At 55.6% G+C, this 2,487-nt stretch carries 3 protein-coding genes and 1 pseudogene; 2 read left to right on the top strand and 2 right to left on the bottom strand.

The features are described 5' to 3' along the window. Positions 1-94: 94 nt before the first annotated feature. A pseudogene (locus VSS37_RS08090) lies at positions 95-754 on the bottom strand (ATP-binding cassette domain-containing protein); the annotation flags it as partial. Here VSS37_RS08090 and VSS37_RS08095 point away from each other — a divergent pair. Both VSS37_RS08095 and VSS37_RS08100 read left to right on the top strand, forming a co-directional pair. Further along, positions 674-1,156, top strand: a complete 483-nt coding sequence (locus VSS37_RS08095; RefSeq protein WP_324694328.1) for a hypothetical protein — start codon at positions 674-676, stop codon at positions 1,154-1,156. The pseudogene VSS37_RS08090 and the gene VSS37_RS08095 sit on opposite strands and share 81 nt — an antisense overlap. Positions 1,157-1,159: 3 nt before the next feature. Then, positions 1,160-2,305, top strand: coding sequence for an RNA-binding domain-containing protein (locus VSS37_RS08100; RefSeq protein ID WP_324694329.1), 1,146 nt, complete (start codon positions 1,160-1,162; stop codon positions 2,303-2,305). On the opposite strand, the gene VSS37_RS08105 is transcribed toward VSS37_RS08100, so the two are convergent. Next, positions 2,300-2,487, bottom strand: a 188-nt coding sequence (locus VSS37_RS08105; protein WP_324694330.1) for a hypothetical protein, incomplete at its 5' end; no start/stop codon positions are given. The two genes, VSS37_RS08100 and VSS37_RS08105, sit on opposite strands and share 6 nt — an antisense overlap.

A 2,487-nucleotide genomic window follows, 5' to 3' on the forward strand; every position in this document is an offset into this window, starting at 1 on the left:
CGCATTACCGCCACAATATTTCAGGCTCATCGCCGCCTGGAACGCCCGACGGGTGTGGCCGGTGGATCAAAAAGGAAGGTTCTGAATACTTCTATCACAGCATCCTTTTCAAAAACTGCCCGGTAAACGACCCTTCCGCCACCGCCACCGCCACCGCCACCGCCACCTGCTCCGGCGTGCCGGTGGCGATAATCTTCCCGCCCCGGCTGCCCCCCTCCGGCCCCAGGTCCACCACCCAGTCCGCCGTCTTGATCACGTCGAGGTTGTGCTCGATCACCACCACGGTGTTGCCGCCGTCGCGCAGGCGGTGCAGCACTTGCAGCAACTGGTCGACATCATGGAAATGCAGCCCCGTGGTCGGCTCGTCGAGGATGTAGATGGTCTTGCCGGTGCCGCGTTTGGAGAGTTCCTTCGCCAGCTTGACGCGCTGCGCTTCGCCGCCGGACAGGGTGGTGGCGTTCTGCCCCAGGGTGATGTACGACAGCCCCACGTCCATCAGGGTTTGCAGCTTGTGGTGGATGGCGGGCACGGCGGCGAAGAATTCGGTGGCGTCTTCCACCGTCATGTCCAGCACTTCGCTGATGTTCTTGCCCTTGTAGCGGATGTCGAGGGTTTCGCGGTTGTAGCGTTTGCCTTCGCACACTTCGCAGGTGACGTACACGTCGGGCAGGAAGTGCATCTCGACCTTGATCACGCCGTCGCCGGAACAGGCTTCGCAGCGCCCGCCCTTGACGTTGAAGGAGAAACAGGTGGGGCGAGGCAGGGTTACAGGGTGCGGTTGATCAGGGTGGATTTGCCGGAGCCAGTTTGTCTGGCTTTATCTCAAGTGCGACAAATTGAAATCTGTATCATCCGAAAACACTGGCGGCAACCCACCAGCTACATAGTTGAGCTTGCTCCTGTAATCAGCAAATTGTCTGCCATTTTGCGCACAATACTGGTCAATAATCTTACTGGCTTCCAGCAGGTTGGTTTTTTCCATTTCAGTGACCACAAATACGCCATCCGCGGACACATTGCCCTGTTGGGGCAACAGCATGTAAAGCCAAAAAACAAGTCAAACATCCTGTCGCTCCCCTTTCCATCAAAGGCTTGGAAGCATTATAGCAGTTTGGGCAAGGCTGCTATAATCGACTCACTTACCCACGCGAGTTGACTGATGACGCCACAAGAACTGCAAGCTTTTATCCAGCAAGGTGAAAATGCCGCCGTCGAATTCAAGGCAATGCCTGTCCGCCCGGAAACGGTTGCGCGGGAAATGGTGGCGTTTGCGAATGGATCAGGCGGAATGCTGCTGTTGGGTGTGGCGGATGATGGTTCATGTTCCGGGATTGAGGATGCAGCAAGTACCGAAGAATGGGTCATGAATATCGCCCGTACCTTGGTCACGCCAGCCATAGCAGTCACTTGTGAAATTCTCGAATTGGACGACAAGCGGATTGGCATTGTCACGATACCCAAAGGCAAGGACAAACCCTATCAAACCGGCGACAAATACCTGATCCGGGTCGGCTCCACCAACCGCATGGCCACCCAATCCGAATTGATGCGCCTGTTTCAGATGTCTGGTGTCTTCCACTACGACTCCATCCCGGTCAGTAACGCCAGCATCAACGACCTGAACATGGCGGCGCTGGACAGCTACTTTGCCAGCTACGGCTTCGAGTTTTCCAGGGAAACTGAAGAAGCCCGCAGGCAGTTGCTCATCAATACTGACATTCTGACCAGCGCAGGTGAACCGACCGTGGGCGGCCTGCTAATGTTCGGCATTAACCCGACCCGCTACCTACCGCAAGCTGCGATCATGTTTGCACACTTTAACGGCACGGAAATCGACGCTGAACTAATTGACCGCAAAGAAATCACCGGCACCTTACCCAATCAGGTTGATGCCGCCGTTGCTGTGATGAAAAACAATCTGCTACAACCTTCGACGATTGAAGGCACAAAGCGTAAAGATACGACTTTCCTGCCTCCAGATAAGGTATTGCGGGAAATGGTGGTCAATGCCTGCGTTCATCGCAACTACGCGATAACAGGCTCGCGCATCCGTATTTTCATGTACGACGACAGGATTGAATGTATTAGTCCGGGACGCTTGCCCAATACCGTTACAGTGGAAAAACTTCGTTCCGGCGTGTCCTACGCATCCAATCCTGTACTGCTGAAATTCATGGATAACCTGCGCTATATAGACCGGCTGGGGCGTGGTTTCCCCATGATCTTCCGCGAAATGCGGCAATTGGGGAAAGCAGTGGATGTATATGAATTTGGAGAAGAACTACGAGTAGTCCTCCCCCTATAACATCCGCTTGAGAAATTCCCCGGTAAACGACCCTTCCGCCTGCGCCACCGCCTCCGGCGTCCCCACCGCAATAATCTTCCCGCCCCGGCTACCCCCCTCTGGCCCCAGATCCACCACCCAGTCTGCCGTCTTGATCACGTCGAGGTTGTGCTCGATCACCACCACGGTGTTGCCGCCGTCGC

Origin of the sequence: Candidatus Thiothrix phosphatis, assembly GCF_035668035.1 — a bacterium.
Classification (GTDB): Bacteria; Pseudomonadota; Gammaproteobacteria; order Thiotrichales; family Thiotrichaceae; genus Thiothrix; species Thiothrix phosphatis.

Coding starts and splice junctions, on each gene's coding strand:
- VSS37_RS08100 (WP_324694329.1), top strand. CDS start 1,160: ATGACGCCACAAGAACTGCAAGCTTTTATCCAGCAAGGTGAAAATGCC.